Here is a 25,726-nt window from a genome sequence, read left to right on the forward strand (position 1 = left end):
TCACGACTCTTTCACTGACAATGCGGCGTCACCGATTGGCAGAGGGCGGTTATCAATTTCCACATCTTTAGGCCATCTATAACCAACGACTCTGGCCAGCGGGAATGATTTGATATTAACCGCATCCGACTGATTGCCGCCTAAAATAAGCAATTTACCGTCCGCTGTTTTCCCTACACAAAAACCAACGTGTCCACCGCCAGCCCTATCAAAAATTACCACGCAACCATAGCGAGGTTCTTTTAATGCAATACCCCAATCTAAATATGATTTTGCCGCTTCAGGAACCTTACTGACCGAGCGACTACCTATAATTCCAGCCCGTTCAAGCATCGCGCCTGCATAGCCCGCGCACCAAGAGGTTTTGTCCTCCTTGATACCCGACCATTTCATATCTTTCCAATATTGAACAATCTTAGGATTGCTGTTCGGGCTGGGGAATCGGGTAACTCCAATTTCTTTTCTGGCTTCGATTAGCCACTTAGGTTCTGTCATTTTTTCACCATAAAAGTAAAAGGCCGCTTAATTAGCAGCCAGATTGATTTGATTCGGGACATTAACTTACTAATGACAACAACCGACATGATATTGCCACCAGCGGAGAATATGACGATAAACAAAATACCGCTGAGCAATACATCGGATGATGCTGCTATTCGGTCGCCTGCCACTGTTTGGTATATTTGATAGACCCAGCAAATAAATAAGGCCGTACCGACAATCGAATCTCGGCGCTTAGCATAACGACACAAAAACACTGTAATTGCCGAGGCTGATTTAAACAAAATATCGGCGGAACCCAGAGGATTGATATCTACCCAGCGTGTCACGGTGGTAAAAATTGTTAAGAAGGTTTCCATCAGTTACCCCCTTTATTTCGCCAATCTTTAATGGCCTGTACGATACTGCTGAAGTTTCGGTCTATTGATGCTGCAATACGACTAAACAACTTTCTAAGGTTGTCTTTGTTTGCAGCAAGCACCAGAACGGGGATTAATAATGCCGAAATAATAATGGCTGTAATCTTAGGGCTAATTTCCCATGACCAGACTTGAGCGATAAATTCAGAAGCCTCTTTAGCAATGAGGATCCCCGCACCTAGCGCCAAAATAAAATGGAATATCTTTCGTCGGTTATTATCTTTAGATGCAATGACGGAAACTGAAGCGCCAATAACTGCCCCTAGCACAACACCATAGTCGGCACCAATAAGGAAACCGCCCATCGCGCCACCGCCAGCAGCACCGAGGGTTATCCCTATTGATGTGCTCATAAATTATTTGTTCTCTTAGGTTAATAGGTAGCCACCAGCAAGGTAATTTCAGTAATTAAACATGTTGATAGTGATTTGCGGTGGCTATATACGAAAAAGGCCACGCTATGCGCAGCCTTTTAGTGTTCTGTACTGGATTTCTTACTTGTTACGTTTTGTTAATGAGTCGATTAGTGAAGCCAATTGCTCCAAGCCATCGAATGTTGATGGAATATTATTTTCATTTGGCTGTATATTTGAAAAAATAATATTTTCAAATTTATCTAATGCCTCCCGATTATCCTTACTTTTTGAAAAATCAGAGTAATTGTCAACAAACATGCATAAGTTCATTCTAAGCTTTATCTGTGTTAATTCAGCTTTAATTGAATTATAATTATGAAGAGCCACTCTAAAAAAATAAAGTGAAATAATAGTTAATGCTGAAAAACCTAAGTAGTGAACAATATTTACATCAGAAATTTTATTATTTGTTTCAGTAATCACTTTAATACTTAAAGGTGAAAATGATAAAATCGCAAGAAATATAAGAACAGCCAAAGAAGCCCACCTTTCTTTATTTTTTGATATATAAATATTTGAATAAGCTTTTGTAAGGCCTGCGAAATTATAATCAATTGATAAGTCACTTAAATATTTTTTCAATTCATCCAGTTTACTTTGTTTTTCATCAAGATCATTTTTAATAACCTTTGATTTTTCATCATATAACATATTAATATTACTTTCGTAATCATTTACTTTACTTTCTATCCTTACACATTCTGCATGTTTACTCTTCACACTTTCATTTATATCATTAAATTCAATTTTTATGTCATTTAATGAATTAATTTCCCTTCTAACATTCGAGAATAATACACTAAACACATACTCACTATAGTCATAAGTAAGATAATACAGTTGTAAGCTAATCGTCTTATCGAATAAGTAAAATGATGATTGATGCTTTTTTATAAAAAAAACATGATCAGAAAATAGAGTTTGATAAAAGCCGTCATACTCTTTGATTCTATATTCTATAAAATATCTTATAATTATTGTGTATGATATTAAAATATCATTAGGGCTTTCAAATTTAATCGGAAATCTAAATTTTGATGTTATATCACATATTTCATCAAGGCTATAATAATTATTCACTACTAAGCGAAACGTACTTTTTATTTGCTCAAAAAACTCAGCTAGAATTTCAACTTCATAACCCTTAAGACCCCCCTCATTTATCGAAGGAAATAATTTATTAATTCCATCATCTGAGTTTAAAATTTTTTCTATCTCATGAAGTGATTTTAAGTATGACTCCAAATGTCCAATTTCATTGTTCATAGCATGCCTTAAAATTAAATAAAATAAAATAATAATCAGTGATCACGATTTTATCCTAAATAATTAATAGGTTCTATTAATATAAACCCCGCATGGCGGGGCTATATACAATTTGGGCAACATATCAAATTAGCCTTAAATATGGCCTATTTTGTTCATTTTTGCAAGTTATAGTACTTATTTTTGGATATTTGTCTATTTCTTGTTCGCCCCATGGATAACAAAGCCTGTTTGTCTAACTCATAGCAAATATTTAAAAGGTCGTTCCAATATACTTCATAGTTCATTTTCCAGTTATTACGCTCTACACCCACCAGCCGCGCTAGGTCAGTTTGTAAGTAATCACGACCAGTACAAACCTGAACTGATAACCAAACCAATGACCTCAATCTCTCTTTGACCTTTTTGGTTATTTTCTTACTTTTATGCTGTTTTTCAAATTCAGACCATATGTGAACACTAATATTAACCTGATGCTCAAATTTTAAACTATGCCCATAACAATACTTTATCCATGAGTGTTGCTCTTCACTTAACGCATTGATAGCCCTACGCCATGAACACAGTAAAAAATCTTCATGGTCTATCATCGGCTTTGGAGTTCGGCGACAGCGAGTTTCCAATACATAAACTGGATCCGTATCACGGCAAACAAGGCGACCATTTAATTCCAAGTCTCTTTTTCTAATTCTTGGGGTTGTCCTAGTATCTGTTAGCCCAAAATCTTCAAATGCTGCAAGCTGCCCCTTAGTTGCGACTCTTAAATTTGATGTAGCTACCCATGCCATATCGCTTAAATATTCCAAGTCATGCGCATAAATTGGCATATAAAACCCTCCACTGCGTTCCGCACAACGCATTAACCAAAAACACCCAGTGCCGCAGAACGGTCTAGGAATCGAAATAACAAAACCAACTGACTTCCGTGCTCCCTTTCCCATCCGTTTGGATCCTTATGCAACTCGCTGTGGTGAATGCGACATAATGGAATAGTGAACAAATCATGGGCCTTAGTACCCATTCCGCCCTGACCATGACCGATTAGGTGATGTGCTTCGTGCGCGATAGAGTTACAAACACAGCACGGTTGTGATTTTACCCACTGCAAGTAACTATCATTAATCCAGCGCTGTAATTTTGGCTTTAACATCAAGCTAGCTGGTGGCTCGGGATCGATGGTTAAATTTAACACGGGTTTTGATACCCGTTCATCACCAACCAAATCGCTGAGGTATTGGCCAGAAAAAGAGATAAGACCCGATGGTTGATGTTTTAATTCATCAGGTAATGTCGAGATCAGCATTCTGTCATTAAACATGTTAAGGCTTGCTCCTGGTCTAAACATAACAACCTTAACTTCAGGAATAATGATGGGGGTTAATATCCATTGGTGATTCATGATATTTTCTCCACTTCTGCATTGAGGGGCCTTATCTCAATTTCAAATCGACCACCTTTGACTACTTCATGCCATTCAATGACTGCACGTTTAACCTGAACGTCATCACTCCAAACCCCTGCATGCGTTAAAGCATCAAAAGGTGCTTTTAAGTAATTATCGATATCCATTCGACGTTTTGATGGTGGGTACATCTTCACAATGACAGATACATGCTCAGTGATTGCTTTCGGTCTTCTACGTAATTGTTCATAGATGGCGGCGGCTGCATTTGCTCGGAACGCCCGTCCCTTTGCACTGATTAACGTTTTACCGTTTATGTTCCGCCAGCAAGCATTGACACTCGGCGGGAATGGTAAAATTAGAGATATTAAATTACTCACTAATTACCCCCTTATTCCATACTGCTACTGCCGTAGGCTTATCATTTACTTCTGGCCCCTTTTCACCACAGCTGTGGCACTGAATGTAAAACCATGTTCTATAACTGTGGCTCTCGATGGTTATGTTTTCACTTCCACAATGAGGACAAGGGTAAATTTCGGCTATTTTGCTTTTCATCCAACCTTCCCCTCATGCTGAAGTTTTTTATTTTCAATAAACGCTAAATCTGTTCTGGCACTACGTAATCTGGCTTTGGTGTTCTTTTCTTCCCTCAAAAGCCCATCGACTGATTTACGCAGTTCGTCACGCTTATTTAATAATTCACTCATTCCTCGGATTACCGACTCGGCATTATTTGCCCTAGCTAACAGAACATCGAAAGCCTCGACAACACAGCCACAATCGTTGCATTCAACTGTTCTATGCTCTTCATCGATAACTAGCGAATGATGCTTACAGTACATTTGCTGTCTGTTTTTTCTTCCCTTTACTTCCGTATCGATAGTGGGAATGGCATCACTAGGCGCTTTGAATTGAATAACATTGTCATTTTCACTCATGTCCTTACCCCCGCCAGCAATGTATTGAATTTTAATATCAATGGGTTATGCGTTTTCATTAACTCTTTAACATCACACTTAACGTATGGATTTGTTTTTACTCTATATTTTTTACTTTTATTATCTTGCGATACTGCCTTTTCATAAGCATTCTGCTGAAGGACATAAACAATAAAAGTGCCTTCCTTTCGGTCAGTTTTCACTACGGCACCAGCCCTAAGTAAAAACGCTATCGTATGCTTTGTATGATTATCAGATGATGCATATATGCTTCTGATTTTCTTGGTTGTTATTTCATTACCTGCTTTAAATTCACTCGCTATTCTTAGATATAATGGAGTCACGCTGCCACCCCCATTTTTTTAGCTAACCATTGCGCTTGCTCTATAAATGCCTTACCGCGCTGCTCTAATTCTTCGCGGCTAATGTAATCAAATGCTTTTCCATTCCATGTTTTATCGAATACAACAATTGCCCCAGCAAAGAATGCACCGGTTGGTTTTTGTTTTTCATCAGCGGGGATAAACCACTTCGGAACGTCAAAACCAATACGCCCACGGATAAAACAGATGTGATCTGCATTTTCTGGCCACCACACTTCACTCGTTGCCGCTTTCAATAAAAAGACATAACGGCCACCAAGTTCCCGCATCGCTGAAGCATGAGACATAATGTGACGAACGCCTGTGATTGCCTGCTTTTCGTGATATGAGCTACGGGAGTACGGGGGGTTACCAAAGGCAACACCACCAATTTCTTTTAACTTCGCTGACCAATCTTGAGTGAGGGCGTTATCTTCCGCGGTATAGAAATGAGGAGCCTTACTATTTTCACCATCGGTGAACAGGTCTAGTGTGAAAGGCCCATAAATTGAGTTGATGCCATAAACTAGGTTTTCGGGGGATTGCCACTGATCCCCAATTTCATTTAATTTATGGGTAGGTTGTAACTTCAACGCATTGAGCTTTTTAACGTAATCACTTTGTGGAATGGCCTGCGCTACAGCAGAGCAAATTCGCTCACCGATCCAACGCATGACCGGTACAGCCATTGAATTACCTAGAGCGCGATAGCGGTGACCATCTGGACAATCATCAATAGATTTGTCTTTGAAAGGCACTTTTGTGTGATTATCAGGAAAGCCCTGTAAGCGCTCGCATTCAATAGGAGTTAATCTGCGCACGATGTTATTAACACTAACACCGTGGCGATCCACTTTTGTTAATGTGTATGAAATATCGCCTTCATTGTAGCCATTTCCATTGCCGCCATTTTCAGGCTTGCGACCAATTGTATTGCCAGCTAATGCGATAGCAGGTTGCTGAGAGGCTTGCAAACAACCTACCGTTTCAGAACTAGCACCCAGTGTTGATGATGTTTTTCCGCCAGCTTGTGGGTTAAAGACAATTAAATCAGTCGCACTTTTATCATCACGGCTTCTTAACGTTGATGCGGAATCGTCTTGGGTATATTGACCAAATGACTGTAAACGGAATGTATCAATGATATGGAAATCACCCGTGAATGCTTCTTGGTTGCCTAACCAATGTTTAGCACCGCAATTTGCTAAGATGGTTCCTGTTGTTTGATTGCCGCTTGCAAGGCATTCTCCAGCATCGCTGGTAATTGCTTCTGCCTGCGTTCTGCTCGTCTCAATATCCCCTCGCATGCCTGCTTGCTCAAATAATATCTTTGCGACACTAATGTCTTTTCTAGCAGTTGCGACAACGAAGACACGACGACGGCGTTGGGGCACTCCGAAATATTGAGCGTCGAGGATCCGCCAGCTAATAGTTCTTTGTGGTCCAGACACAACACCAGCGTTTGACCATTTTTCCCCTGTTGGCTTAAGTTCTTCACTTTCCCCGGCAAGTCCAGCAAGAAAGCATCCAAAGGCATTGTCTTTACTGCTGAGGACGCCGGGGACATTTTCCCAGACGATGATTGCCGGTTCCTTGCCTTCGTTTTTTCTGATTTCATCAATACAGTCCGCTAATTCAACAAATGATAAAGTTAATTGCCCGCGTTCATCACTTAAACCACCACGTAAACCCGCTACGCTAAACGCTTGGCATGGAGTACCACCCACTAGCACGTCAGGTGCAGTTACTTCACCTGCTTTCAATTTGTCGGTAATAGTGGTCATGTCGCCAAGGTTTTTAACTTCTGGCCAGTGGTGATTTAATACAGCGCAAGGGAATGGCTCTATTTCACTAAACCACTCGGCTTTCATGTTTAATGGTTCCCAAGCCACGCTTGCCGCTTCAATGCCAGAGCACACCGATCCGTATGTTAATTTCATTAGATAGCACCCCGCTGCTGGTGGGATTTAACATACTCACGCATATGCCTATAACGCTGCTGAACTTGAAAATCGTCAGCATAATGATTTAAGTGGCGAAACTTCCTGCAGGTAACCAAATCACGACGGGATTGATTCCATCTGTTGCGAAGCTTGCGAATCGTGCGCCATTTACGTAGCTGTTTGAACATGGCAATCATGCCTAACACATCAACGCCATAGATTGTTTTAGTTTCACTACGCATCATGCTGTCACCTCTTTCGCTGCTTGCTCTGCTGCTTGTTGCCAAATACCTACCCATGCCTTGCGACCTACAAAATCCGACATGTTACGAACACCCTGCTTGCCCGCTAATTCAGCTGCGATTTCCTCAATGCGGTTTTTTGGGGTTAGCCTTGAACCAATGATCCGTGTGTAAGCATTGTCACGCTCTACGGGGTCTACACTCACTTTTTGTCCACTGGCAAATTTAACAATGACCTTTTCCCATTGCTCGCGGAGCTTGGAGGGGCATAAAATGACTGAATGCCAGAAATCATCGAGGGTAATGCGCTTGTAAAGTTGGCAAATTTCCTTGTGGCTGCGCCCGTCAATTTCACGCATCAGTCGAACTGTATTCGCCCATTCAGTGAAGTTAGGCTTATCAGGCTCACCAATACCGCGCTCTTGGAATAGCCACTGTTTCCGCTCAAATAGCCATTGGGCACACTCTAGGTCTTTTTCCGTTCCCCATTTTTTGAAGTTAGTGCTGTAAATCACCGCCTCTGGGTAACGATTTAAAAAATCAATTTTTGACTGGTCGCTGGATTCGCTAGAATTCTGCGACGAAAGGGATTTATTGATCTGTAAGTTATTATCTGAGTTAAGATCTGTATAAAGATAGGAATCCGCATTTTCGACGTTTCCATGATTCTGCATTTCTGCGGTTTCCATTCCGCATTTTCGACGATTGGATTCGTCGATTTCGACGTTTCCATTCCTCACTTTCGACGTTTCAGAAATTGCAGGAAAAATCATTGAGATAAGTGCATCACCATCTAATCGATAGTGCGTTACTGGAGTGCCGTTTACTTTCTTAGTCTTAGTTTCAATGATGCCGGGGAAGTATTTTTTACGTAATTTATCCACCAGCCGACGAGACTGTTCTTCACCTGATAGCCCTTTAATTTCATCAGCAAGATCTTCATGGCTCTTATAAAACCAACCATCATCCGCACTTGATGCAACACCAGACCAAAATACCAATTGGTTCAGTATTGCAGCCAATGCATGGGCTTGCTGATCACCCTTAAAAAACTCAAGGTAAGGCACAGGTATAACAATTACGTTTTTATGCCCTGACATTGCTTGCACAACATCAAATGTGTTAGTTGCCATACCTATCACCACTTTTAATCTTTAACTTCTGTGTAATCACGTTGAAATAACCAGAGCGGAACAAAGCACCGATGTGGATAATCGCCCCACATGAAGATGACCCGCTTTTGGTACGGATCCCACTCAATGACTTTAACGACGATGCCGCGCCTATCTCGGAAGTAACGGTTAAGGTTTTTATGTTTGTCATTTGGCATCACCTTTACCTTTGGAATTGAAATCAACGATGACATTTAAATTACCCACAGCCCACTCAACATATCTGCGGTTTACGGGGATCCATTGGTTCTGTACCATAAGCTCATACTGCAAATGAGGACTTCCATCTGAGCTCGCTGAACTTCGTAGTTGCACTGGAATGGAATTATTTGATAAGCTACTCATGCTAATTACTCCACACAAAAGTTGTTAGCAACCGACGCCTCGGACCGCATATCTGAGGCGTCAACCTTTTCAGGGCGACAGAATACGCGGTAAACCAATGACGCATGTTCTTGTAGTTTTGCACTAGCCAGATATAACCTTTCTTCAATTTTCTCCCGTTCCGACTCATCAACTTCACCATCAGCGATAGATTCCTTGATGCATTCGCAGTACTCACCGATAGCGGACAATGCTTCCATTAAGCGGTTGTTAATGTCATCATTATCGATATCACCAATATCTGGTTGTGGAACAAAAATACCGCCTGATGCTTTAGCAACTGCATTAGCTATAAAGTGATTACCGCTTGCCTGCTGTAGCACCATTGCCCAACCCAAAGGAAATAGCTGATCGCCATCCGTACGTAGACGGTTATAAAGTGATTGAGTTGTTACCCCTGATGGATTATCAGTATCTTTTTTACCCAACCATTCAGGTGCTTCATCATAGCCACCCGGTAATGATGAGATTGTTTTTCTGATTGCAGCCACCAGCCATGCCGGTTGTTTTTCTGCTTGCCAATTTTGTTTCATCCCACATCTCCTATAAATTTGCTGTGGTTACATGAAAATTACAGTTCTGGTTTAATCTTTCCGTAAATTAACTAGCGACTACTGATTGCGTACCACGTAAATAAGACCAGTCGATATCCGGGCGAAGATCCTCGCAACGAACTTCGCCTAAGGTTGCCTTTTCTATTTCAGGGCAGCGTTCTGCTGGAATTTGACGGGCACCGTTAGCCCACTGAGATATTAGGGTTGCAGGAACCCCAAGCTTTTTAGCAAGCTCAGTCGCCTTGCCTCGCTTGTTGCTTGTGTATGTTTTTAGTGTCATCTGCTTTACCTTACATGTTATTTGAATTAAATGATAGCGTAACGCTATCAATAGTCAATAGCGTTTCACTTCTTCTAATGGTTAGCGCATTGCTATCTAATGTAGAAAACAAATGAAATTGGCAGCGATATGAAAACTATTGAAGAAATTAGACGCGATTGGCTTAACCTGCTTATCGAGCAACACAAAACAATTGCCAACCTAAATGTGGCTCTAGGGCGAGCAAAAACAGATGCAACCCTGTCGCAAATAAGAAATAAAGCTAGTGATAGCAAAAGTGGGAACCCTAGAAATATGGGCTCCCCTTTAGCTCGAGAGATTGAGGAGAAATTAGGCCTAGAGGTTGGCTCGCTGGATCATGACCCGCATAGAGTCAATAAGAGCAACGAGGATGATAACTTTTTAAAGGCTTATAACTCAGCTGATGAGGCCATTCAATCAATAATAAGCTTCATTTTAAATAGAGACACCGCCAATCCTCTGCCTCAATGGGTAGATGTAGATGCTAAGGCTCACGCTGACTCATTGGAACTGAAGGCAAGAAAGTGGTTTGCAAACAATAAAAGCAATGAAGGTGAAATCAAGGCCAGAGCTTAAGCTTGCTTGGTCAGATGGTAAGCCATTATTTTTACCCACAAAAAACCCCAGCCATAAATCCACATCAAATTAATAGCGTTTTGCTATTGACACAATATTAGCGACGCGCTATCTTTATCGCATCAGCAATACAGATACTAAATTTTAAATGTGTGGGGTATTAGGTATGTGCAATTCTGATAATGGTAAATGCAAGTGCCTAGACATTAAACAGGAATTACTTAATAAGGTTGAACAGCTTGAAGAGGCAGCGAAAAGAGGTCGTACATTGCGCGAGCTAAATCTAGACATTCCAGCGGAGAAAACAATCTCCGCCGAACAATGTAATTGGACGCTGAAGGATTGTGCAATGTTTCGTCGATTTATAGAGCAAAGCTTTAATAAATGTAAATGTCAGCAAATTATTGAATTGATGAATAATGATAATGCCAGAAATGAAATAAAAGCCACAGCACAAAAAATTGCTAATGGCTTAGGAATGACTACTTATAGCTCAATGGCTCTTTCTAAAACATTAGCCAAATAATCTTCTAGGCCATTAACTCTTACTTCGTCAGGAGATAGTTTAATGACTTTAATGAGCTCCAATGCAGTCGCTGAGAACTTGGCTTTTTGTTCATCAGTTTGTGATGAAATTAATAAATTAAATAGCATTTCAAGGCCAGCAATACGTACATCACTTGGGTAATCATTTAAGTTTTTATCTTGCACTTTAAAATTCTCTTGGTTGTTGTGGTAACACCAAGAATACCACAGCCGCCTGATGTGGATAAGTTAGTTCAGGCAACCATTTAACTGTGTGGAGTGCTTAGTATGGGAATGCTTATTTTAACTCGTCGAGTCGGTGAAACTTTAATGATTGGTGATGATATTCAAGTCACTGTTTTGGGTCTGAACGGTAACCAAGTGCGGATTGGTATTGAAGCCCCAAAAGATGTTGCTGTACATCGTGAAGAAATTTATCAGCGTATCTTAGCTGAAAATAGTATTGCCACTGCTAGTGATTGACCCTTGTAGTTTTTGGCGGTGTTGTGCCGCCCTTTTTCATAATACATAAGGCCACTGATATTCAGTGTTCATACTAGGTAAATATATTCATTATTTGTCAGTGGTCTTATTTATTGTGTGGAGTTAATTATATTTGAGGATATCTCATGAGTGTTTTTAATGTTAAAAACCTAATTATTTATCGGATAACTCGTGATATTGATTTTAATAATATCGAAGAGCAGTTATCACATTTAAAATATGAGCCTTGCGGTTCACTTGATATGCAACGTTTTGGTTTTATTCCACCGCTTGGCATTGGTAATTCTGATTGTTTGACTCATAAAGTTAATGACCAGATGCTTATATCTCTTTTTAAAGAAGATAAAATGCTACCAACTCCTGTTATCAATAATGAGTTAAATAAAAAAATTGAGAAGCTAGAAGCAGATCAGGCTAGAAAATTAAAGAAAGCTGAACGCCAAGCCATTAAAGATGAAGTTATTCAGGAACTGCTACCTCGTGCATTCTCTAAGTATACCCGTTTCGATGTGTGGGTTAATCTTACTGATGGCTTTATTGCTGCGCTAGTATCGTCACATCGACGTGCTGAAGATTGTTTTGCAATGATACGCAAAGCTATTGGCTCTCTGCCAGTAGTACCCGTAACAATGAAAGACCCTATTGAATTAACGCTAACAGAATGGGTTAGAAGCGGGCAATTACCAAAAGGCTTTGTGTTTGGTGAACAATCAGAAATGAAAGCCATCCTTGAAGAAGGTGGAATTGCTAAATATACAAAACAAGACTTAATTTCTGATGAAATTCAAACGAATATTGAAGCAGGTAAATTAGTCACTAAATTATCATTAGGTTATGAAGATAGGGTTACATTCTGTATTGATGATAGTTTTGTTTTATCTAAGCTTAAATTTGATTCCGCATTTTTAGAAACTAATGATGATATCGAACGAGAAGATTATAACCAACGCTTTGATGCTGATTTCTTCTTAATAGTCTCAGAATTAAATATTTTAATAAAAGCATTAATTGATTCACTTGGCGGCGAAGCCAAGCTTTAAATAAATTAACCAACACCAAGGAATTTAATTCTCTTTATTAAGAGACGGAATCTTATTATCTAAATTTTGTGTGGAGTATTAATTATGTCTAAAGAACTAACATTAAGTGAATTATTAACTCAGCGTTGTGTTGAGTTTGCAAATAGCGAACAAGCAGTAGAAATTATTGATAAAGGCATCACTAAATTATTTACCAGTGTTGTTGATGATGCCTTTCGTTCCTATGGAGATTTCGGTAAGGCTTTTAATAAGGCAATGGAGGGTGCATTACCTGCGAATATAGAGGATGTGGTTGATTTGAAAAAATACAACACGCTGGTTGCTGAAAAAATGCGTAACTCTTGGGAAAACTCAGGAATCGAAACCGACTTACAGGAAAAGGTTGCCGCTTTAGTAAAAGATTTCACAAGTGACGAAGAGTGCCCTAAATACATTAAAGCTTCTGATCTATGGGAGGCATTTATCAAAGACAACACTAGCGATGCCATGGAAAGTGGCTGGGATTCTCCACAGGTATTTTTTGATGATGAACGTGACGGATCTATTTTTGTTAGCTTGCACCCAGATGAGGCCACATCTTCATATAGCTCAATAAGAGAAAGCGAATGTGATTATAGATTCCATCTAGGTGATGTCCGAGTTGATGGTTATGGAAGTGAATTACTTTTGCATGAAGGTCATAAAGTGTATGAGCTGTTTAGTGGCAAAGTGAAAGGTAAAGTTTTAGGGAAAAACATAATAAAACCATACTCCACTTTCGATAAATTAATTTTGAACCTCTATTACGGCGGCAGCTTATTAGTTTGGGATGAATCACCAGAAGATATTTGTTATAGCAATGGTTGGGATTAATGAGGGTATAAATTATGCAACTTAGCCAAATTAATTTAATTTCCGCTATTTCTAATGAAATAGAAAAACAAATACCCGGCATACCTGCTGAACCTCGTTATATGAATGCCATTATTAGGGCTGCAACATTGGTTTGTGAAGAATTCAAAAAGCCGCTTGTTAAAGCTTCTGAAGATATGGGGCTTGCTGCATGGCTTGCTAGTGATGATGTAGGGGCGAGTTCAAGATATATGGCTTCCGTTCTTTCTGGTCAATTTAGTGCTCCAAATCATTACCCTTGGGATGGTGCCGATTTAGGCCGCTGCATTAGATTGCTGGTGGCTGTACCAGAGCTAGCAAGCCAATTACATGAAATGAAAGCATGTTCACCTCAGTGGTCTGCTGTTATCGATAATTGGGATAAATGGAAAGCGCTTCACGATGCTGGTGAAGGTAAAAAGCTTTATCAAGAAATGAAATTAACTTACGAGTCACTAAGGGATTTGCCATGAAAACCTTGAATAGCATCCCATGGCTTGGAAAGTGCCCTAAATGCGCTCATGAATCAGCACGAGTACAAACTGAGAATGGGAAAGATGACTGGCTTTATTCTGGAGATAAAGTCACTTGTGAAAATTGCGGGCACACTGGTGAAATAGAAGCTGATGGTGAGTGTGCTTGGTGTGAGTGGAATGATGTAAATGAATAGCATCAAACACCCTGTTATTCGCTACCATGGCGGCAAGTTTCGACTTGCCCCATGGGTGATTAGTCACTTTCCAGATCATCGTTGTTATGTTGAGCCGTTTGGTGGTGCCGCCAGCGTTCTTATGCGTAAAGAGCGTAGTTATGCTGAGGTATACAATGATCTAGATAGCGAGGTAGTCAATTTATTCACTGTATTACGCGATGCTGAACTGAATGAAAAACTTCAATTAGCTTGTAAATTGACACCGTATTCACGTGATGAATTCAAACTGGCCAGCAAACCCGCTACCGACCCAGTAGAAAAAGCCAGAAGAATGGTTGTTCGTGCCTGTATGGGGTTTGGTTCTGCTTCTGGTCTTGGTGGTACATCAGGCTTTCGCTCGGATAGTAAAAGAAAATATGCCCTCTCCTCTCACTTATGGGCTAAATACCCAGAAAATTTAAGTGCTGTTTGCCAGCGCCTTCAGGGGGTGATTATTGAAAATAAAACGGCCGTGGAATTAATAAAGCAACACGATTCAAATGACACATTGTTTTATTTAGATCCACCTTATGTTTCTGATACTCGAGTAAAAGGAAACCGGTACTACAACTTTGAAATGACCAATAAACAACACATGGAGCTACTTAATTCAGTAAAAGAAGTTAACGGGAAAGTTTTAATTAGCGGTTACAACTCTGATTTATACAACAGAGAATTATCAACATGGAGGAAGGTAACTAAAAACTCAAGAATTTCTGCAGGTAGAGGAACTGGCATTCGTACTGAATGCCTATGGTTGAATTTTTAAGTCTGTATGCGGCAGGCGTGGAGGTGATTATGGAAGGTATTTCAGTTGAGTGCTTACCGATATCGGTTTATTGCAAGATATTTAATGATACAACCGACGCGATAAGAAAACGGATTGAAAGGCAGTTCTGGCATGAGGGAGTTCAAGTTTTAAAAATTGAAGGCTCGAAAGAGCGATGGATCGATTTGATAGAGGTGAACAAGTGGGCCAGACAAAACAAAATATCCTCCCCCGTGGAGTTATGATCCGTAAACACAGAACAGGAGAAACAATTAATATTTCATTTACATTTAAAGGGGTTCATTGCCGAGAGCCCCTATCTAATCTTGAAGTTAACCCTAAAAATATAAAATATGCAGAACGCTTATTAGGAGAAATATATAACAAAATTGAAAAAGGTATTTTTTCTTATGTTGAGTATTTCCCTAAATCATCAAAATTAAAAGTATTTGGCAACAAACATAGAGGTAGAAATATCAATGAATATCTGGATGAATATTTAGATATTTGTGAAACCAGAGGTTTATCCCCTTCCACAATTGGTGGCTATAAAAAATGTAAAAGCGCCCTTTCTACACTGCATGATTTATCAGTGGTAGATTTGACGCCCGGCATATTAAAAACATGGATCCAAAAACAAAAGACATCATTAAAAACAATTAGGAACCAGTTATCTTTTTTGCGTAGCGCATTAGACGAGGCTGTAACTGATGGATTGATTCCCTCTAACCCAGCAAGTTTAGTTACGGCCTCAAGATACCAAGCTAAAAATAGCGCATCAGATAGTGATTATATTGTGGATCCTTTAGCGCCAGAGGAAGTCACCGCTATTCTGGCTGCTGTACGATACGAACAATGGAGAAACTTGTTCCAATTTGCAATTAATACTGGGTTACGTAGCTCTGAGTTATGCGCGTTACACTGGGATGATATAGATTTCATCGATAACAAAGCTCACATTAAATCCGCCAGCGTTGTTGGTGTCATTAAAGGCACTAAAACGAAGGCAGGAACGCGGATCATTGAATTGAATGAATATGCTATTTCCGCAATCAACGCCCAGAAGCAATTCACCTTCTTAAAGGGTGATACTATTTTCGAAGATCCAAAAACAAATAAAGCATGGGCTGGTGCTGATGCAATTCGAAAAAAAGCATGGGTACCAACATTAAAGAAAGCTGGCGTACGATATAGAAACCCATACCAAACACGACACACATTTGCGATCAAACATATTAGTAATGGCGTTAACCTCTTTTGGCTGGCTTCACAGATGGGACACAAAGGCCCCGAAATGTTGTTTAGACACTACGGTGCATACCTAGAAGAGTATGACGGCAACACATCAATTTTAAAGAAAGCGGACAACCAATAGACACCGCTAGGACTATGGATAAGCCGTAAATCATGCGCAGGGCAATATTTAGCTAATTACCATTTATATAACAATAGGTTAAACAATTCCAGATGCGGGTTCAACTCCCGCCAGCTCCACCAAATTATCTTCTAAGGACGTCCAAAGAAGACTGAAAAGCCCGCTAACTCAATGAGTTGCGGGCTTTTTTATGTCCTGCGCAGTCTGATGTTACCTAATTAAATCCAATCATCTTAGGCACCTTGATAGGCACCTCGTTAACCTTTATAGTTTTTGAGGTGCCTAAAAACAATGGAACATCAAAAATGGCAAGACAAACCAAACCCTTATCCGCAAAAGAGATCGATGCCGCAAAGCCAAAACAGAGTGATTATGTCCTCTATGATGGCGATGGATTAGAACTATTGGTTAAATCCAATGGCAGCAAGCTGTGGTCATTTCGCTACATTCGCCCTCTCACTAAAAAGCGAGCTAAAAAGAGCCTTGGTTCTTACCCTGCCGTCAGCCTTGCTGATGCACGTAGTTACCGCCTTGAAGCAAGAACACTACTCGCTAAGCAGATAGACCCACAAGATCACCATAAAGAGCAAGTCCGTAACACCTTAGAAGCTAAGGCAAATACCTTTCAACTAGTTGCTGAACGTTGGTGGGAAGTGAAGAAGTCCACTGTAACCGAAGATTATGGTAATGATATCTGGCGTTCACTCGAACGAGATGTTTTTCCCGCCATAGGCGATATCAGCGTTACCGACATCAAAGCTCATATATTGGTCCAAGCAATACAACCGGTTCAAGCTAGAGGTGCGCTAGAAACGGTTCGTCGCCTATGTCAGCGTATCAACGAAGTGATGATCTATGCTCAAAATACTGGCTTAATTGATGCCGTACCGAGTATCAATATTGGCAAGGCTTTTGAAAAACCCAAGAAAAAGAATATGCCAAGTATTCCTCCTGATCAGCTACCAAAGCTCATGCAGACAATGCGTACAGCTAGTATTAGCCTATCAACTCGATGCTTGTTTATGTGGCAGCTGCTTACCATCTCTCGCCCTGCCGAAGCCGCTGAAGCTCGTTGGGACGAAATCAACTTTGAAACCAAGGAATGGAAGATACCGGCTGCTAGAATGAAAATGAACCGTGAACACACCGTTCCATTGTCTGACGCTGCTTTAGCTATCTTAGAGCTAATAAAACCACTCAGTAGCAACCGTGAGTTTATCTTTCCTAGCCGTATTAAGCCTACTCAACCAATGAACAGCCAAACCGTCAATGCTGCACTAAAACGTGCTGGATTCGGTGGTGTACTGGTCTCACACGGCCTACGCTCAATTGCCAGCACAGCACTCAATGAGCAAGGCTTCCCACCTGATGTTATCGAAGCCGCCCTCGCCCATGTTGATAAAAATGAAGTTAGGCGCGCCTACAACCGCAGTGATTACTTAGAACAAAGACGCCCTATGATGCAATGGTGGGCTGATTTTATTGAAAACGCTGACAAGGGAAGTATTATTGAAGGAAGGATTAGAGGGATATCGCTAGTTGGGTAACATGTGTACCAGCTCAGATTTGAGCTGGTACTATAACTACACAGAATTATGTATCATCCAGATGTCGGCTCTGTGCCAAAAGCGGAAGTAGCCAAAATTTTGCATTATGTCAATCTACAAGAATATACGAGAACAACTCGGCATTTCTTACAGACAGTGGTATTGCTTTCTGTAGTGTTGTCACATAAACGCTAACTCAGTATGTACTTCGAAATTTTTTGCATAAATTTCTCAATCTGGGCTCGGTGCCGATGCCAGCTAGCATAAGATTTAACATACCAAGATCATGACTTCCAAGCCAGCGCCAAGTTTTATCGTTAACCATTTCGAAAGCTCGGCGTGATGTGGCCAACGCATCTCGGTCGTTCAGTGCTTCTTTTGCTATCCTAGCCTTGGCGACGAGTTGGCACTCGGTATGTTGCTGGTAACTCTCGGCTGATAGTTACCAGCATGATGTCTTAGCAGATAGATCTTGCACTCATTCCTACGTTGAGCCGTAAAGTGTTGTTGGATATCTTTTATAAACTCGTTGTTATGACAAGTGACGATCGATTGCGTGTTTGTGATGTGGTCGATTTCAAAAATAGTCTCTCGGATTCCACTTCTATGGTCATTGTCGATCGTATTTATGGAGTCATCGAAGATTATAGCTGTACAGTAAATGTGCAGAATTTACTGGAGTTGTACTGGCTATGATGACATGATTATGTCAGTTAATTATGAAAAATAAATTTTAAAACTTCATATTGAAGCCACTAAAATCACTTTTTTTCTTGTACGGTATGGTGGTGTACTGTTCTGTTGATGTTTTGCTCATAACATGTGCAAGATTAAGTTCATCTCCAGTATCCAGCCAAAACTCAACAGTCAAATGAATTTTGGGTTTAAGGCCATGCATTAATGCAACCATTTGTGCGCTGAATTGCTCCCCCGTATTTAGCTTGTAGTTTGAGCTGAATCCTTGGATGAAGCCACTTTCACCTAATACATTATACCTTAATTCATTATCATTTAATTTATTAGTAAATAAGAACAAGAAATCAGCAGTAACCTCACTGAAATGATCAGCGGAAACCCGGATAATTATTTTATTCGATTCAGTTTTATAGTCATATGTAAGATTAGAGAATGATTCGTCCTGAGGTTTATAGGTACTTTTGCCAGAGATAATGTCATTCATTTGAGCTATAACTACATCAACGCCATTTGTGTAAAGGTCCAAATAGACTTTTTGAGTAAGAAGCGCAGGCATAGGTGATTCATCGCAACGTATAGCAACGAATTTGACGTCTCCAGTTGCAGCTTTCATAAGTGCATTTTGCCACTCTAAAGACACCATATTACTTTTAAGGCTATTCTCTGTTACAAAGAAAAAGAAAATCTTAACGGATTCGATGCCATCGTTCATTCGATCAATAATCCCTTCACCAGGTTGAATTGACCAAGAATCATAAAATACGTTATCCCTACCATATATATTCGCAATTTTATCTGCAATATGACCAACGAAAGCTTTGTCTTTGTAATTGTGACTAATGAAAATCATCGCCTAATCCTTTAATTCGTGTATAAATGAAGTAAAAATCCAACAATTGAAGTCTCGTTATTATAACTATAGATTTTGAAATTTCATTGGCTTCATACCCCTGCAATCCCCCAAAATCGTCAAAGCTCACTTCATCGCCGCGCTGTTGCAGCATTCCTAACAGGTCACCGTTTATTAGTCCACTTATCGCTCACAGCAGACCACCCGACGCTTCAGGTGACCAGTTTTATGTCAGGAGCGAAAGTTGCTAAAATGGTTTGCCGTGACCAATAGAGTCAGAAGGCAACAAATCTTCATGTTTTGAGATATAGACTGATTAGTTTTCTTAAATGCTATAGATTGCTTTTCTTAAATATTATAGATTGGCTTGATGCTAACATAACATAAATTAAGAGTGCTTAATTAAATGGACGGTTGCTTGAGGCAATTTCACTTATTACAGATTGAACTTTCGGTTGGAGGCTGTGGGAGTTAGAATGGGACGGAGATCAGGATTTGAAGGTTTTATACGAGCTACAGGCAGAGCCGTTGCAGCAGCAGAGCGTGAGCGTAAGAGAGCAGAACGTCATTATTTGGCCGAAACTCGCCGTATAGAACGCGAAATAAAACGTGATAATGCTCAGAGACTTCGCGAGCAAAAAGAGGCTGATAAGTTAGCAAAAATAATGTATCTGGAAGAACGTCAAGATGAAGTTTCCGATCTAAACGCTGAGCTGACCGAGAATATCACTGCACTTTCTACACTTCTGGAACATACCCTCGAATTTGACGATTCAATTGATTTTTCGGTATTAAAAAAACGCCCAAAAATCGAAGACTTCAAAACACCCAAACATCTCTTACCAGACCCTGAACCTGAGATGAAAGTCGTGAACGCTCCAGCCCTATGGATGACTATTTTCCCATGGGTAAAGAACAAATATTATCGAGAGTTACAGAGTGCAGAAGAATCTTTCAATAAAAATAAGGAAGATTATTCAGTTAAACTCTTAAATCAAAAAGTTGAGCTTGACGCTTTAGTTGCTGAGTATCAGACCCGAAAAACTGCTTATCTTGAAGAAATAAAAAGTCAACACGACGAAATTGACCAATTTGAGCAAGACTATCTTAACTGCGATCCTGACAGCGTGTTGACTTATTGTGAAATGGTATTAACACGGTCGGAATATCCTGAGAAGGGCTTTCCCCAAACCTTTAGATTGGCCTATTTACCTGATAGCAAAGAGTTGGTAGTTGAATACAACTTACCTGAAATTGCAGTAGTTCCACGCGAGTTAGAATACCGATATATCAAATCAAGAGATGCTATTGATGCTAAGGCGCGAAAGATTAGCGAGATCAAAGAACTCTATCAGAACATAATCGCCGCGATCACACTCCGTACAATGCATGAGCTTTTCGAAGCTGACAAGGCATCTGCTTTAACGTCAGTTTTGTTTAACGGTGTAATCGAAACTATCGATCCTACAAGCGGACATGACACCAAAGTCACATTAGTATCTGCCCGCGCTCACAAGGACGATTTCATGCAAATAAAATTGGAAAGGGTAGAAAAGAGTGCATGCCTTAGAAGTTTAGGCGCACAAGTTTCAGGGCGGCCAGATGAGCTTCAAGCAGTAAAACCTATTATTGAGTTCAACATGGTTGATAAACGCTTTATTGAACAAGGCGACGCCTTATCTGCCCTCGAAACACGACCAAACCTTATGGAACTTTCACCATCAGAATTTGAGGTATTAGTATCAAATCTTTTCACTCAAATGGGACTGGACACCAAACTCACTAGAGGTACAAAAGATGGGGGCGTTGATGCAGTGGCATTTGACACTCGTCCGATCCTCGGAGGCAAAGTGGTGATTCAGGCTAAAAGATATAAAGACACCGTTGGCGTCAGCTCTGTTAGAGATCTTTATGGGACAATGATGAATGAAGGGGCTAACAAAGGAATTTTGGTGTGTACAAGTCAATACGGTAAAGATGCATATCGTTTCTGCGAAGACAAACCAATCGAACTGATTGATGGCGGCGGACTTCTTTACCTCCTAAAAGAGCATGCTGGAGTATCTGCACGTATCAATCCCAACTTTTAATTACCGTTCCAGACTTGGGCTAATGCTTATAGCGAATGTTCACGAATAGAAATTCAGCACGAGCTTTTTAGTCGAGTAATTCAAGTATTTTAGCTTAGGGTAGAAATTTCTGCCCTACTCTGTATATATTATCCTATTAAGCCAGCTACAGAACTTGCTTTAAAGCGATTATACCGTCAACATGTCAATACTTTTATACCTAGAAAAATACTGTGACTGGATTTTGTTTAGCCTTTTCTCTGTGTAACAAATAATCGCAGTGTGCTTAAGACTATGAAACACACGCCTGACAGTTTTATACACTTTGCCGTTCTCCTGAATGCCTCTGAAACAGTGTAATCTACATATGGAAACAGAATCTGTTTGTGTGTAAGCACCTGCTTCTTGCACATATCGGCCTGATGAATTGTTGTATACTTGATGTCCATACGTCAAAGTTTGATGTAACTCATCTCAATATACACATCGCTGATGGAGAATGCTTTTGAATCTGAGTAAAGATGGATATCCACTGGGGTCGTTGGTTCGAGCAGTATGGGACTGTTGTGATGAGCTCTATGAAAAACTCGGTCGGGCACCTTCCCGACATGAATTTAATGATGAAATTGGCAAACGAGAACCACATCGCATAGGTATTAGCACTCATTCACGTCAATGGGGAGAATGGATCCGGCATCATAATTTTTCAACATATGTTGCCGATATTCCAGGCATCATCCCTGAAGAAATGCTCTATCCACAATATCTCCGAGTATGGTATGCCATAACACAACTTGGCCCTACCTCCGCTACAAATATTGTTAAATGGCTCCGTAATAGTAATGCCCCACTGAAAGAAACAGAAATTCGTATTCAATTAGATGCATTAACTGTCAATAGCAATTCTCGGTATCGATATCTTGGTAGCCGTAAAAATGCCCGTACAGACCAAGGTAGCCCATACGACCTGTTATTCCGTACGGGAAGATTACGCAATACGCTATATGAACAATATGTCCAAGAACTTCATGGTATATGGGATATTGACGATGATGGCAAAACTCCAATTCGGATTATTACCCCGAAGCCATATGATCGGCTTATAGCTGAAACCAGAGATGAATTATTCACTGAATTACCTGAAATTGAAGATGATTTTCGTCAAAAGGCTTTTCGTGAGGTTATTATCCGAGAAGGGCAACCAGTATTTAGACGAAAGCTCTTGGAAGCTTATGAGGGCAGATGTGCAGTAACGGGGTGTTCGATTCAAGTATTGCTTGAAGCTGCTCATATTGTCCCTTATGCAGGAGCTTGGCATACACAAGCTCAGCATGGGCTATTACTGAAATCAGATATTCATACTCTGTTTGATCGTGGTTTACTCTGGATTGATACCAAATTGAAAATAAGAGTATCAGAACAATTAAACGGGACAGAATATGCAAAATTAGATGGTCAATTCCTTAGGTTACCAAAAGATAAAAAAAATTGGCCGTTAACAACTCATTTAATAAATCATCGGCAATATTGGATTAAAAAATTCAATGACTTTGAAAATAATTAGCTCTTGTAATGTCCGTTTTTCGCTCTGTTAGGATAACAGCCATAATTAAATCCCTAAGCCACAAGAGATTTAACTATGGCTAAGCTACAAAATGCAGAGCTACTTTTGTGTTGTATAAACCTTGATGCGTGTATCTACCCGCTTGAAAACGTTAACGCCTTCAGATGATAGCTGCTCATCTTGAGTGAAAACACCAAGAAATCGATATAGTGTCCGGTTCAGCTCATCACGAGAGTGAGCCATTACGATACGATAACGCCACGTTTCCCTATAGTTACGCGTTGGATTAAGACTCTTTTCCGTTATCAGGTCACCATCAGTGGAAAGTGAATTGTCCCACTCCCCCGCCTTATACAACCGCGGAAACCAAACCATCACATCTCCGCCCAAACCAATCGCCTTTACAACAGTCTCAGGTACCCGCCAGCTACCTGATTGGTGGTGTCCTTTATCTCCATAACCAAAGCACTGCAAAGCATCCTTGTGATATCGGAATACTGCGTAAGGACCCACTTCAATAACGCCTTCGTCAATATGCTTTTGAGCGGTATAACGGCTGTCATAGTCCCAAGGACGAAATAAGCCTTGTGCTTTCTGTTGGGCTTTTATATCCCTAACAAGAACAATGAATTCGTCAACAAGATGATTGATCTTGTCTAGTGTCGTGTTATGAGCTGGAATTCGTTTTTCAATAAAGCCTGTCGCTTCCATGATGTCCAAACGGCGGATTCCGTCAGCCATTTTAGCTTCATCGCTATCATGGTGCGCCTCATCTATTTCAAGATACAACTTCAGCTGTGGAAAAAGCAGGTCTGCAAGATAAATTTTTCCGGAGTGCCCTTCCTTTCGAATACACTGCTGGCAAACGAACTCAAGGTCAGGGTCATTCAACTTGTGAAAAATGCGGTTGATAATGTAGTGTTCCCAGCGCTTATGGGAGATTTTTGATAGCGCCCGAAGAATATAGTCATCTTTACTCATGTTAATACCATTTAAAAACAAATAAATAACCTGACAAAAGCTTAACTTAGACGCCTGTATTCGCAAGCGTAGTATCAAAATAGTAAATATATCATCGCCGTAATACTTAGCGCAGTAGTTACACTCGTCTAAATTCTGTCGGACACTTCACTATTGAGGAAGCCTTTACTAGTTAACGCGTCACCATTGTGCCAACTTTCGCTCCTCACTCATACCTGGTCATCTAATTATAGCTGCCTTATTTTAGGGAAAGTGGACAATTGTAACTCATCTCAGTTCATATAAGTGATACGCCAATCTGTAACAATTTAGCGCCGCAGCGCAAGCTCAATTCCTTCTAACATACAACCCTTGAACTAAGAGCAATTAAGTTGAATAAGAATCGACACGGCAATTTATATTACTGTTTCGCTAAAAATCCCCATCAGAAAATAAATTCAAAATGGCTCTTATTACACAATATTGTTCCTCACCTATCTCATAAGCCTATTTACTTTTCCTGACAACAACCTGTTGAAATGCATTTTTGATTGCTTCATCATTCCTTGACCAGTCCAGCATAGTACGATCTAAACTTTCTCTGACCATGCTGAAAGGCTTTCTTTCTAGTTCAAAGGCCTTACGGCGCTGTATATTTTCTTTGTTAAATGCTTTTCTATAAGGGCCATCAATAAAACGCCACAGCTTGGGTTCTATAGCATCAACAGCGTCACGCTTTGTTTTCCAACCCGTTTCAGGCTTTTCTTCTTTGAGCAACCTTATGAGTTCCTCTTTCACGGGCTGATAACGTCCCGCACGTTTAAAACCACCTTTAGATCCACTACTTTTCCGTCGTTGCTGTACCGACTCCTCATGCTCACGACGATCCAATCCATCAAGATACCCCTGCCATAAAGCAAGAGCTCTTGTAGCCTGTACCATAAACCATATTCCCTCAGTCTGCTCTCCTTGATCCCACTCATGTTCTCCCCAGTAAAAGTTAAGACGTGCCCAATACAAATAGCCGTTTATATCGTAGTTTATGCGTAAGTTAACACGATGATAAATATCACTATATTTATTTTTCATGTATTCTCTGGCCTGGTTTAGATCATCATAATTTAGACGTATCCACTCCATTTCCTGGACTACCTTTTCATCAAGTATCTCTATCGTGCGAATTCCTCTTGTATCTAATCTAGTAATAAATGAATCAAATTCACTTTTTATACGTTCATAGATTTCATTCATCATATTGTTACCTAATAGTTTTATTGGAAAGTGAATATACATATAGTAAATGTATTTTAATACATGCCTTCACATATTTCACCTTACAAGTTCTCCCTGTAACTTTGTAGTCCTATCCATACAGGACCTAATAGGAACAAACGTATATGACGACACAAACCATAAAAATCTTACGTATGAATGCAGTCGCGGACAAACTTGGTATCGCCCGTTCAACCATCTATGACTGGCTCAATCCAAAGTCACCACGCTATGACTGTACATTTCCCAAACAATATCGTCTGGGTATACAGTCTGTCGGTTGGCTTGAGTCTGAACTGGATGAATGGTTGTTGAAACGCCATTTGGTATCAGCATCTGCTATTGCCGAACCGACGTAAATATCGAATTACATACCACCAACTTAGTAAATAAAATCTGATGAATAAGAAATTTAATTCAATGAAATTAATTATTGGTTTGCTAGTGTATTTCTACTTCATTTGGGACAGATGTATCTTATTAATTGAAGTGAATAACATTAGCCTATTAATTAA

Annotated in this window: 35 protein-coding genes; 14 read left to right on the forward strand and 21 right to left on the reverse strand. The window is 40.1% G+C overall.

Going from position 1 to position 25,726, the window contains the following annotated elements; all coding sequences use genetic code 11:
* The 17 genes from ACPEH5_RS17005 to ACPEH5_RS17085 all read right to left on the reverse strand — a co-directional run bounded on the left by ACPEH5_RS17005 (nucleotide 1) and on the right by ACPEH5_RS17085 (nucleotide 9,882).
* On the reverse strand, nucleotides 1-495 hold the full coding sequence (locus ACPEH5_RS17005) for a TIGR02594 family protein (protein WP_423727078.1): 495 nt from the start codon (nucleotides 493-495) through the stop codon (nucleotides 1-3).
* Nucleotides 492-860, reverse strand: coding sequence for a hypothetical protein (locus ACPEH5_RS17010; protein WP_423727079.1), 369 nt, complete (start codon nucleotides 858-860; stop codon nucleotides 492-494). The genes ACPEH5_RS17005 and ACPEH5_RS17010 overlap by 4 nt, the downstream gene beginning before the upstream one ends.
* Nucleotides 860-1,273, reverse strand: coding sequence for a putative holin (locus ACPEH5_RS17015; protein WP_147675574.1), 414 nt, complete (start codon nucleotides 1,271-1,273; stop codon nucleotides 860-862). The genes ACPEH5_RS17010 and ACPEH5_RS17015 overlap by 1 nt, the downstream gene beginning before the upstream one ends.
* 141 nt (nucleotides 1,274-1,414) lie before the next feature.
* Nucleotides 1,415-2,602: a hypothetical protein gene (locus ACPEH5_RS17020; RefSeq protein WP_423727080.1), complete on the reverse strand. Its 1,188-nt coding sequence runs from the start codon at nucleotides 2,600-2,602 to the stop codon at nucleotides 1,415-1,417.
* A 155-nt stretch (nucleotides 2,603-2,757) separates the two neighbouring features.
* Complete coding sequence (locus ACPEH5_RS17025) at nucleotides 2,758-3,429, reverse strand: bacteriophage antitermination protein Q (RefSeq protein WP_423727081.1); 672 nt, start codon at nucleotides 3,427-3,429, stop codon at nucleotides 2,758-2,760.
* A 32-nt stretch (nucleotides 3,430-3,461) separates the two neighbouring features.
* Nucleotides 3,462-4,001 carry a DUF968 domain-containing protein gene (locus ACPEH5_RS17030; protein WP_423727082.1) on the reverse strand — a complete coding sequence of 180 codons (540 nt, stop codon included), beginning with the start codon at nucleotides 3,999-4,001 and terminating at the stop codon, nucleotides 3,462-3,464.
* Entirely contained in the window at nucleotides 3,998-4,384 is a 387-nt protein-coding gene (locus ACPEH5_RS17035) for a RusA family crossover junction endodeoxyribonuclease (protein WP_423727083.1), read from the reverse strand. Before ACPEH5_RS17035 ends, ACPEH5_RS17030 begins: the two co-directional genes overlap by 4 nt.
* The gene (locus ACPEH5_RS17040) at nucleotides 4,377-4,562 is read right to left on the reverse strand and encodes a Lar family restriction alleviation protein (RefSeq protein WP_423727084.1); all 186 of its coding nucleotides are present in this window, start codon (nucleotides 4,560-4,562) and stop codon (nucleotides 4,377-4,379) included. Before ACPEH5_RS17040 ends, ACPEH5_RS17035 begins: the two co-directional genes overlap by 8 nt.
* Nucleotides 4,559-4,945: a hypothetical protein gene (locus ACPEH5_RS17045; RefSeq protein ID WP_423727085.1), complete on the reverse strand. Its 387-nt coding sequence runs from the start codon at nucleotides 4,943-4,945 to the stop codon at nucleotides 4,559-4,561. Before ACPEH5_RS17045 ends, ACPEH5_RS17040 begins: the two co-directional genes overlap by 4 nt.
* A complete protein-coding gene (locus ACPEH5_RS17050; RefSeq protein WP_423727086.1) occupies nucleotides 4,942-5,289 on the reverse strand; it encodes a hypothetical protein in 348 nt (115 codons plus the stop codon). Before ACPEH5_RS17050 ends, ACPEH5_RS17045 begins: the two co-directional genes overlap by 4 nt.
* The gene (locus tag ACPEH5_RS17055) at nucleotides 5,286-7,247 is read right to left on the reverse strand and encodes a phage N-6-adenine-methyltransferase (protein WP_423727087.1); all 1,962 of its coding nucleotides are present in this window, start codon (nucleotides 7,245-7,247) and stop codon (nucleotides 5,286-5,288) included. Before ACPEH5_RS17055 ends, ACPEH5_RS17050 begins: the two co-directional genes overlap by 4 nt.
* Nucleotides 7,247-7,492, reverse strand: a complete 246-nt coding sequence (locus ACPEH5_RS17060; protein ID WP_423727088.1) for a hypothetical protein — start codon at nucleotides 7,490-7,492, stop codon at nucleotides 7,247-7,249. Before ACPEH5_RS17060 ends, ACPEH5_RS17055 begins: the two co-directional genes overlap by 1 nt.
* Nucleotides 7,492-8,625 (reverse strand): replication protein 15, encoded by a 1,134-nt coding sequence (locus ACPEH5_RS17065; RefSeq protein ID WP_423727089.1) that lies wholly within the window; start codon nucleotides 8,623-8,625, stop codon nucleotides 7,492-7,494. Before ACPEH5_RS17065 ends, ACPEH5_RS17060 begins: the two co-directional genes overlap by 1 nt.
* Before the next feature lie 14 nt (nucleotides 8,626-8,639).
* The gene (locus ACPEH5_RS17070; RefSeq protein ID WP_423727090.1) at nucleotides 8,640-8,858 is read right to left on the reverse strand and encodes a DUF4222 domain-containing protein; all 219 of its coding nucleotides are present in this window, start codon (nucleotides 8,856-8,858) and stop codon (nucleotides 8,640-8,642) included.
* The gene (locus tag ACPEH5_RS17075) at nucleotides 8,812-9,009 is read right to left on the reverse strand and encodes a hypothetical protein (protein WP_211889470.1); all 198 of its coding nucleotides are present in this window, start codon (nucleotides 9,007-9,009) and stop codon (nucleotides 8,812-8,814) included. The genes ACPEH5_RS17070 and ACPEH5_RS17075 overlap by 47 nt, the downstream gene beginning before the upstream one ends.
* A 5-nt stretch (nucleotides 9,010-9,014) precedes the next feature.
* Nucleotides 9,015-9,581, reverse strand: a complete 567-nt coding sequence (locus tag ACPEH5_RS17080) for a YmfL family putative regulatory protein (RefSeq protein ID WP_272515962.1) — start codon at nucleotides 9,579-9,581, stop codon at nucleotides 9,015-9,017.
* Between the two features lie 67 nt (nucleotides 9,582-9,648).
* Complete coding sequence (locus ACPEH5_RS17085; protein ID WP_140186937.1) at nucleotides 9,649-9,882, reverse strand: transcriptional regulator; 234 nt, start codon at nucleotides 9,880-9,882, stop codon at nucleotides 9,649-9,651.
* Nucleotides 9,883-10,011: 129 nt separating this feature from the next.
* On the opposite strand from ACPEH5_RS17085, the gene ACPEH5_RS17090 reads away from it, so the two are divergent.
* Both ACPEH5_RS17090 and ACPEH5_RS17095 read left to right on the forward strand, forming a co-directional pair.
* Nucleotides 10,012-10,479, forward strand: coding sequence for a hypothetical protein (locus tag ACPEH5_RS17090; RefSeq protein ID WP_423727091.1), 468 nt, complete (start codon nucleotides 10,012-10,014; stop codon nucleotides 10,477-10,479).
* A gap of 166 nt (nucleotides 10,480-10,645) precedes the next feature.
* A complete protein-coding gene (locus ACPEH5_RS17095) occupies nucleotides 10,646-11,005 on the forward strand; it encodes a hypothetical protein (RefSeq protein ID WP_272670883.1) in 360 nt (119 codons plus the stop codon).
* Here the strand turns inward: ACPEH5_RS17095 and ACPEH5_RS17100 are convergent.
* Complete coding sequence (locus ACPEH5_RS17100) at nucleotides 10,966-11,190, reverse strand: hypothetical protein (protein ID WP_163861198.1); 225 nt, start codon at nucleotides 11,188-11,190, stop codon at nucleotides 10,966-10,968. The genes ACPEH5_RS17095 and ACPEH5_RS17100 overlap by 40 nt on opposite strands.
* Nucleotides 11,191-11,298: 108 nt before the next feature.
* Between ACPEH5_RS17100 and csrA the strand changes: the two genes are divergently transcribed.
* From csrA to ACPEH5_RS17140, 8 genes are all read left to right on the forward strand, one after another.
* Entirely contained in the window at nucleotides 11,299-11,487 is a 189-nt protein-coding gene (gene csrA, locus ACPEH5_RS17105; protein ID WP_423727101.1) for a carbon storage regulator CsrA, read from the forward strand.
* A 146-nt stretch (nucleotides 11,488-11,633) separates the two neighbouring features.
* Nucleotides 11,634-12,548, forward strand: coding sequence for a recombination-associated protein RdgC (gene rdgC / locus ACPEH5_RS17110; RefSeq protein ID WP_423727092.1), 915 nt, complete (start codon nucleotides 11,634-11,636; stop codon nucleotides 12,546-12,548).
* An 84-nt stretch (nucleotides 12,549-12,632) separates the two neighbouring features.
* Nucleotides 12,633-13,400: a hypothetical protein gene (locus ACPEH5_RS17115; protein ID WP_371025864.1), complete on the forward strand. Its 768-nt coding sequence runs from the start codon at nucleotides 12,633-12,635 to the stop codon at nucleotides 13,398-13,400.
* Nucleotides 13,401-13,414: 14 nt separating this feature from the next.
* Entirely contained in the window at nucleotides 13,415-13,891 is a 477-nt protein-coding gene (locus ACPEH5_RS17120; RefSeq protein WP_423727093.1) for a hypothetical protein, read from the forward strand.
* Nucleotides 13,888-14,088: a hypothetical protein gene (locus ACPEH5_RS17125; RefSeq protein ID WP_423727094.1), complete on the forward strand. Its 201-nt coding sequence runs from the start codon at nucleotides 13,888-13,890 to the stop codon at nucleotides 14,086-14,088. The genes ACPEH5_RS17120 and ACPEH5_RS17125 overlap by 4 nt, the downstream gene beginning before the upstream one ends.
* Nucleotides 14,081-14,878: a DNA adenine methylase gene (locus tag ACPEH5_RS17130; protein ID WP_423727095.1), complete on the forward strand. Its 798-nt coding sequence runs from the start codon at nucleotides 14,081-14,083 to the stop codon at nucleotides 14,876-14,878. The genes ACPEH5_RS17125 and ACPEH5_RS17130 overlap by 8 nt, the downstream gene beginning before the upstream one ends.
* A gap of 202 nt (nucleotides 14,879-15,080) precedes the next feature.
* Nucleotides 15,081-16,253, forward strand: a complete 1,173-nt coding sequence (locus ACPEH5_RS17135; protein WP_110592038.1) for a site-specific integrase — start codon at nucleotides 15,081-15,083, stop codon at nucleotides 16,251-16,253.
* A gap of 305 nt (nucleotides 16,254-16,558) precedes the next feature.
* Complete coding sequence (locus ACPEH5_RS17140; RefSeq protein ID WP_281111098.1) at nucleotides 16,559-17,800, forward strand: integrase domain-containing protein; 1,242 nt, start codon at nucleotides 16,559-16,561, stop codon at nucleotides 17,798-17,800.
* Between the two features lie 733 nt (nucleotides 17,801-18,533).
* On the opposite strand, the gene ACPEH5_RS17145 is transcribed toward ACPEH5_RS17140, so the two are convergent.
* Nucleotides 18,534-19,346 carry a toll/interleukin-1 receptor domain-containing protein gene (locus ACPEH5_RS17145; RefSeq protein WP_281111096.1) on the reverse strand — a complete coding sequence of 271 codons (813 nt, stop codon included), beginning with the start codon at nucleotides 19,344-19,346 and terminating at the stop codon, nucleotides 18,534-18,536.
* A 75-nt stretch (nucleotides 19,347-19,421) separates the two neighbouring features.
* Here ACPEH5_RS17145 and ACPEH5_RS17150 point away from each other — a divergent pair, with 75 nt between their 5' ends.
* The 3 genes from ACPEH5_RS17150 to ACPEH5_RS17160 all read left to right on the forward strand — a co-directional run bounded on the left by ACPEH5_RS17150 (nucleotide 19,422) and on the right by ACPEH5_RS17160 (nucleotide 22,979).
* Nucleotides 19,422-19,619, forward strand: a complete 198-nt coding sequence (locus tag ACPEH5_RS17150) for a hypothetical protein (RefSeq protein ID WP_281111094.1) — start codon at nucleotides 19,422-19,424, stop codon at nucleotides 19,617-19,619.
* Nucleotides 19,620-19,822: 203 nt separating this feature from the next.
* On the forward strand, nucleotides 19,823-21,436 hold the full coding sequence (locus ACPEH5_RS17155; protein WP_281111092.1) for a restriction endonuclease: 1,614 nt from the start codon (nucleotides 19,823-19,825) through the stop codon (nucleotides 21,434-21,436).
* Nucleotides 21,437-21,920: 484 nt separating this feature from the next.
* Nucleotides 21,921-22,979 carry an HNH endonuclease gene (locus tag ACPEH5_RS17160; protein WP_221078652.1) on the forward strand — a complete coding sequence of 353 codons (1,059 nt, stop codon included), beginning with the start codon at nucleotides 21,921-21,923 and terminating at the stop codon, nucleotides 22,977-22,979.
* Between the two features lie 99 nt (nucleotides 22,980-23,078).
* On the opposite strand, the gene ACPEH5_RS17165 is transcribed toward ACPEH5_RS17160, so the two are convergent.
* Both ACPEH5_RS17165 and ACPEH5_RS17170 read right to left on the reverse strand, forming a co-directional pair.
* Entirely contained in the window at nucleotides 23,079-23,960 is an 882-nt protein-coding gene (locus ACPEH5_RS17165; protein ID WP_423727096.1) for an AbaSI family restriction endonuclease, read from the reverse strand.
* Nucleotides 23,961-24,446: 486 nt separating this feature from the next.
* Nucleotides 24,447-25,193, reverse strand: coding sequence for a hypothetical protein (locus tag ACPEH5_RS17170; RefSeq protein WP_281111087.1), 747 nt, complete (start codon nucleotides 25,191-25,193; stop codon nucleotides 24,447-24,449).
* A gap of 143 nt (nucleotides 25,194-25,336) precedes the next feature.
* On the opposite strand from ACPEH5_RS17170, the gene ACPEH5_RS17175 reads away from it, so the two are divergent.
* Complete coding sequence (locus ACPEH5_RS17175; protein WP_036970948.1) at nucleotides 25,337-25,570, forward strand: helix-turn-helix transcriptional regulator; 234 nt, start codon at nucleotides 25,337-25,339, stop codon at nucleotides 25,568-25,570.
* The last annotated feature ends 156 nt before the right edge of the window (nucleotides 25,571-25,726 follow it).

It is taken from the genome of Providencia sp. NPDC089933 (genome assembly GCF_049545585.1).
Classification (GTDB): Bacteria; Pseudomonadota; Gammaproteobacteria; order Enterobacterales; family Enterobacteriaceae; genus Providencia; species Providencia huashanensis.

What these genes read in the sequence shown, in the direction of transcription:
- ACPEH5_RS17010 (WP_423727079.1), bottom strand. Translation starts at nt 860, where the DNA reads ATGGAAACCTTCTTAACAATTTTTACCACCGTGACACGCTGGGTAGAT.
- ACPEH5_RS17170 (WP_281111087.1), bottom strand. Translation starts at nt 25,193, where the DNA reads ATGATGAATGAAATCTATGAACGTATAAAAAGTGAATTTGATTCATTT.
- ACPEH5_RS17155 (WP_281111092.1), top strand. Translation starts at nt 19,823, where the DNA reads ATGGGACGGAGATCAGGATTTGAAGGTTTTATACGAGCTACAGGCAGA.
- ACPEH5_RS17115 (WP_371025864.1), top strand. Translation starts at nt 12,633, where the DNA reads ATGTCTAAAGAACTAACATTAAGTGAATTATTAACTCAGCGTTGTGTT.
- ACPEH5_RS17030 (WP_423727082.1), bottom strand. Translation starts at nt 4,001, where the DNA reads ATGAATCACCAATGGATATTAACCCCCATCATTATTCCTGAAGTTAAG.
- ACPEH5_RS17020 (WP_423727080.1), bottom strand. Translation starts at nt 2,602, where the DNA reads ATGAACAATGAAATTGGACATTTGGAGTCATACTTAAAATCACTTCAT.
- ACPEH5_RS17075 (WP_211889470.1), bottom strand. Translation starts at nt 9,009, where the DNA reads ATGAGTAGCTTATCAAATAATTCCATTCCAGTGCAACTACGAAGTTCA.
- ACPEH5_RS17005 (WP_423727078.1), bottom strand. Translation starts at nt 495, where the DNA reads ATGACAGAACCTAAGTGGCTAATCGAAGCCAGAAAAGAAATTGGAGTT.
- ACPEH5_RS17130 (WP_423727095.1), top strand. Translation starts at nt 14,081, where the DNA reads ATGAATAGCATCAAACACCCTGTTATTCGCTACCATGGCGGCAAGTTT.
- ACPEH5_RS17040 (WP_423727084.1), bottom strand. Translation starts at nt 4,562, where the DNA reads ATGAAAAGCAAAATAGCCGAAATTTACCCTTGTCCTCATTGTGGAAGT.
- ACPEH5_RS17175 (WP_036970948.1), top strand. Translation starts at nt 25,337, where the DNA reads ATGACGACACAAACCATAAAAATCTTACGTATGAATGCAGTCGCGGAC.
- ACPEH5_RS17165 (WP_423727096.1), bottom strand. Translation starts at nt 23,960, where the DNA reads ATGAGTAAAGATGACTATATTCTTCGGGCGCTATCAAAAATCTCCCAT.
- rdgC (WP_423727092.1), top strand. Translation starts at nt 11,634, where the DNA reads ATGAGTGTTTTTAATGTTAAAAACCTAATTATTTATCGGATAACTCGT.
- ACPEH5_RS17145 (WP_281111096.1), bottom strand. Translation starts at nt 19,346, where the DNA reads ATGATTTTCATTAGTCACAATTACAAAGACAAAGCTTTCGTTGGTCAT.
- ACPEH5_RS17070 (WP_423727090.1), bottom strand. Translation starts at nt 8,858, where the DNA reads ATGTCATCGTTGATTTCAATTCCAAAGGTAAAGGTGATGCCAAATGAC.
- csrA (WP_423727101.1), top strand. Translation starts at nt 11,299, where the DNA reads ATGCTTATTTTAACTCGTCGAGTCGGTGAAACTTTAATGATTGGTGAT.
- ACPEH5_RS17095 (WP_272670883.1), top strand. Translation starts at nt 10,646, where the DNA reads ATGTGCAATTCTGATAATGGTAAATGCAAGTGCCTAGACATTAAACAG.
- ACPEH5_RS17065 (WP_423727089.1), bottom strand. Translation starts at nt 8,625, where the DNA reads ATGGCAACTAACACATTTGATGTTGTGCAAGCAATGTCAGGGCATAAA.
- ACPEH5_RS17085 (WP_140186937.1), bottom strand. Translation starts at nt 9,882, where the DNA reads ATGACACTAAAAACATACACAAGCAACAAGCGAGGCAAGGCGACTGAG.
- ACPEH5_RS17120 (WP_423727093.1), top strand. Translation starts at nt 13,415, where the DNA reads ATGCAACTTAGCCAAATTAATTTAATTTCCGCTATTTCTAATGAAATA.
- ACPEH5_RS17080 (WP_272515962.1), bottom strand. Translation starts at nt 9,581, where the DNA reads ATGAAACAAAATTGGCAAGCAGAAAAACAACCGGCATGGCTGGTGGCT.
- ACPEH5_RS17125 (WP_423727094.1), top strand. Translation starts at nt 13,888, where the DNA reads ATGAAAACCTTGAATAGCATCCCATGGCTTGGAAAGTGCCCTAAATGC.
- ACPEH5_RS17015 (WP_147675574.1), bottom strand. Translation starts at nt 1,273, where the DNA reads ATGAGCACATCAATAGGGATAACCCTCGGTGCTGCTGGCGGTGGCGCG.
- ACPEH5_RS17025 (WP_423727081.1), bottom strand. Translation starts at nt 3,429, where the DNA reads ATGCCAATTTATGCGCATGACTTGGAATATTTAAGCGATATGGCATGG.
- ACPEH5_RS17060 (WP_423727088.1), bottom strand. Translation starts at nt 7,492, where the DNA reads ATGCGTAGTGAAACTAAAACAATCTATGGCGTTGATGTGTTAGGCATG.
- ACPEH5_RS17045 (WP_423727085.1), bottom strand. Translation starts at nt 4,945, where the DNA reads ATGAGTGAAAATGACAATGTTATTCAATTCAAAGCGCCTAGTGATGCC.
- ACPEH5_RS17090 (WP_423727091.1), top strand. Translation starts at nt 10,012, where the DNA reads ATGAAAACTATTGAAGAAATTAGACGCGATTGGCTTAACCTGCTTATC.
- ACPEH5_RS17140 (WP_281111098.1), top strand. Translation starts at nt 16,559, where the DNA reads ATGGCAAGACAAACCAAACCCTTATCCGCAAAAGAGATCGATGCCGCA.
- ACPEH5_RS17055 (WP_423727087.1), bottom strand. Translation starts at nt 7,247, where the DNA reads ATGAAATTAACATACGGATCGGTGTGCTCTGGCATTGAAGCGGCAAGC.